At 75.2% G+C, this 3539-nt stretch carries 2 protein-coding genes; both read right to left on the bottom strand.

The window, feature by feature from the left end; all coding sequences use genetic code 11:
* Positions 1-37: 37 nt before the first annotated feature.
* Complete coding sequence (locus ACFWJ4_RS41160; protein WP_380554481.1) at positions 38-1657, bottom strand: serine/threonine-protein kinase; 1620 nt, start codon at positions 1655-1657, stop codon at positions 38-40.
* 123 nt (positions 1658-1780) lie between these two features.
* A complete protein-coding gene (locus ACFWJ4_RS41155; protein WP_380554478.1) occupies positions 1781-3007 on the bottom strand; it encodes a Rieske 2Fe-2S domain-containing protein in 1227 nt (408 codons plus the stop codon).
* Positions 3008-3539 lie beyond the last annotated feature (532 nt).

Here is a 3539-nt window from a genome sequence, read left to right as displayed (position 1 = left end):
GGAGTGGGGGCCGCCCCGCCGCGAGTGGAACCGGGGGCTACTTCCTGCGCAGGTCGCCCGAGAAGCCGCCGACCAGCAGGTGCAGGCTGCCGTCCGGATTGCGGGTGTACACCTGGTCGTACGGGACGGCGGCGCAGCCGCTGAGCGTGCTCATCGGGGCGGTGCGCAGCACCACCCGGTCCGCGGTGGCCTGGACCAGGTTGGCGGTCGCGTCGCAGTAGCGGGTGCCCGCTCCCTCGTTGTTGTGGATCTGCGCGACCGGGTCGTTGGTCCGGCCCTGGGCGATGGTGATCAAGAAGTCCGGCTTGACGAGGGTCTGTTGGCTGCCCAGGTCGCCCTGCCAGGAGCCGAGGAAGGCGGCCGGGATCTCGCCGCCCGGCGTCGTGGCGGCGGAGGCGGCGGCGGGCGGGGTGCCCCCGGATCCGGTGCCGTCGGTGTCGTTGCCGCCGGTGTCGTTGTCGCGCACGGCCAGGACCACCGCGGTGCCGGCCGCCGCGACGGCCAGGACGGCGGCGACCAGCAGCACGCCGGGGCCGGGCCGGCCGCGGGTCGGCCGGGGCGGGGGCGCGTACGGGGGCCGGTACGGCGGGGGCCGCGTCGGGGAGTACGGCGGGGGCGTGCTCGGGGGTGTGCCCGGGGGCGTGGGCGTGGGCGTTCCGGGGGCCGGCGTCCCCGGGGTCGGCGGTGCGGCGTGCCACGGCTCCGCCGGGCCGAACTGCCCGGTGGGAGCGCCGGGTCGGGCCGGAGAGTCACTGTCCAGGTCCAGCAGTTCGACCGCGAGCGCGGCCAGCGCGGCGGCGATCGCGGGCGGCAGCCACTCCCGTCGCTCCAGCCGCTCGCCCGCCGTCGGGTCGGCGGCCGTCAGCCGCTCGCGCAGCTGGGCGGGAGTGGGCCGGCGGGCCGGGTCCTTGGCCAGGCACGCCGTCAGCAGGGCGTGCAACTCCCGGTCGGTCAGGTCGAGTTCCGGCTCCTCGTGAAGGACCCGGTAGAGCAGGACGGGCGCACTCACCCCCGAGCCGAACGGCGCGGTGCCGGTGGCGGCATGGGCGAGTACGGCGCCGAGCGAGAAGACGTCCGAGGCGGGCCCGGCGCTGCGCCCCTCGGCCTGCTCGGGGGAGAGGTAGCCCGGGGAGCCGACCACGAAGCCCGACCGGGTGAGCGCGGTCGCCGCGTCCAGTGCCCGGGTGATCCCGAAGTCGATCAGGCGCGGGCCGTCCAGCGCCAGCAGCACGTTCGACGGTTTGACGTCCCGGTGCACCAGCCCCTGGGCGTGCACGGCCTGCAGCGCCTCGGCGAGCCCCGCCCCGAGCGAGCGGACGGCGGCGACGGGCAGCGGGCCGAACTCCCGCACGGCGGCGGCCAGCGAGGGCCCGGCGACGTACCCGGTGGCCACCCAGGGCTGGGCGCCCTCGGTGTCCGCGTCCAGCACCGGGGCCGTCCAGCGGCCGCCGACCCGCCGGGCGGCGGCCACCTCGTTGCGGAACCGCACCCGGAACTCCCGGTCCGCCGCGAACTGCTCGTGCACCAGCTTGACCGCCACCGTGCGGCCGCCCGCCGTCCGGCCCAGGTAGACCCGGCCCATTCCGCCCGCACCGAGTCTCCGCAGCAGGCGGTACTCGCCCACCTGCCGGGGATCCCCGTCCCCCAGTGCCTCCACGCCGACTCTCCCCTCGCCGCGCCCGTCCGTACTCCACGCCAGACGGTACCGCCGGGACGGGCGGTTCCGGTTCGGGCCGACGGCCGCGGAACGGGTGCGGGTCTGCGGGTGGCCGGGGCCGATTCAGCTCCGGGCGGCTCCACTGGACGCCTTGCCGGAGGCATCGGCCTGGGTGCGGCTCGCGGCGGCCTCGCCGTCGGGCGTGCCCTGTCCGTCCGCGCTCGCCCGGTGTCCGTTCGCGCCGTGCCCGTTCGCCTCGTGGGCGCCGTGCCCGTTCCGGTCGGCGAGCGAGGCCGGCCCCGGCAGGTGCGCCTGGTGGTCCGGCGGGTAGAACTGCCGGGCCCAGTGCCGCATCGCGCCGATCGGCCCGTCGCCCTGGGCGAGCCGGGGCGGGGAGACGTACCGCTTGGTGGACCAGATCGGGAAGTCCGCCGAGGTGAACTCCAGGTTGCGCCGGAACATCGGGCCCGCCAGCAGCCTGGTCACCACCCGGCTGACCGTCCGGGCGACGGCCGGCGGCAGCCCGGACGGCTCCGCCATCACGAAGCGGCTCGCCTGCCGCAGCTGCATCCGGCCGGGGGCGACCTGGGTGGCCATGACCAGCGAACAGATCTCCAGGCCGATCGAGGGGGTGCTGACGTCGGTGTGCAGCGCGGTGAGGCCGTACCCGTCCACCTCGACGTGGACCTCGCGCATCCCGAGCAGCGGGAAGGTCTCCCGGACCAGCATCGAGATGTGGAAGCCGGTGCCGTCGAACTCCACCGGTGCCGCCAGCTCGCCCTCGGGCCAGCCGTGCAGGGTGACGAAGTGGCCCAGGTCGAAGGAGTTCTCCATGACGTCCTGGGCGTATCCGGGCATCTCGAAGGAGGCGTACCGCAGCGGCTGCCGTCCGTCGCCGAGCCGGTGCCAGGCGGGGATCTCCCAGTCCGGCTCCCGGCCGTCGTGGTGGCGCCAGACGAAGACCGCCTCGTTCACCTCGCGCACCGGCAGCTGCGTCAGCGCCGCCTTGGGCGCCTGGGTGCCGTACCCGGTGCGTACGCAGTGGCCGTCGGCGTCGAAGGCGAAGCGGTGGAACGGGCAGACCAGGTCGTTGCCCTCGACCGTGGCCAGGCCGAGGTGGGCGCCCAGGTGCGGGCAGTACGGGCGGATCGCACGGAGGCGGCCGTTGCGCAGCCGGTACAGCACGACGTCCTCGCCCGCGAGCTGGCGGGTGAGCACGGTGCCGGGCTTGAGCTCGGCGGAGAAGGCGAGTGCGGACCAGCCGTCGGGATAGGGCAGCGCCGGTGGCAGGGCGACGTCGGCCGCGGTCGGGCGGTTGCTGACGGGGTGGACGTGCTTGGACACGCGCATGAAGTCTCCTGTCGGTCTGTCCGGCGCCGCCCCTCCCAGGCGATTAGCGCTCGAACAGAATGGAATTCAGATGCTATCCACGGAACGGGAGCCCGTGCACGGACAATCCCCCTAAGCAGCAACAAGTCTGATGATCCGTCAGGTATGGGCGTTCAAGGATTCGACAGGTCCCGGGCGCGCCGCCCGGCTCGGGGGCGGGCGTGTTCGAGCACCTCGGCGGGGGCTCCGGCGGCGAGCGGCGGCCGAGCGGCGGCCTCGCAGCGGTCGAGCGGGTCGAACGGGGAGGCGGACGGCGCCCGGGCCGGAGCCGGGCCGTCGGGACCGGGCGGGATCCCTTCGGGCCCGTACTTCGGGACGATCGGTGCCGGCGAAGGATTCCGCGGTCCCGGGACCGGGGTTTTCATTTCCGGCCACTCCGCGATTTCCCTGCCGGCTCGTTTCCGGCCGCCGTGGGCGGCGCGTACCCCCCCCCGGTGGAAGAACGGGGGAGTGGCGCTGGGAATAGCTTTAAGGCGGGGGGGGGGGGGGTTTT

The organism is Kitasatospora sp. NPDC127067, from assembly GCF_042724755.1.
Taxonomy (GTDB): Bacteria; Actinomycetota; Actinomycetes; order Streptomycetales; family Streptomycetaceae; genus Kitasatospora; species Kitasatospora lactacystinica.
The sequence above is the reverse complement of the archived record's forward strand: the minus strand, read 5'-3'. Positions and strand labels throughout refer to the sequence as shown.

Bases quoted from the DNA above. Each gene is read 5' to 3' on its own strand.
- ACFWJ4_RS41155 (WP_380554478.1), bottom strand. From the start codon at position 3,007: ATGCGCGTGTCCAAGCACGTCCACCCCGTCAGCAACCGCCCGACCGCG.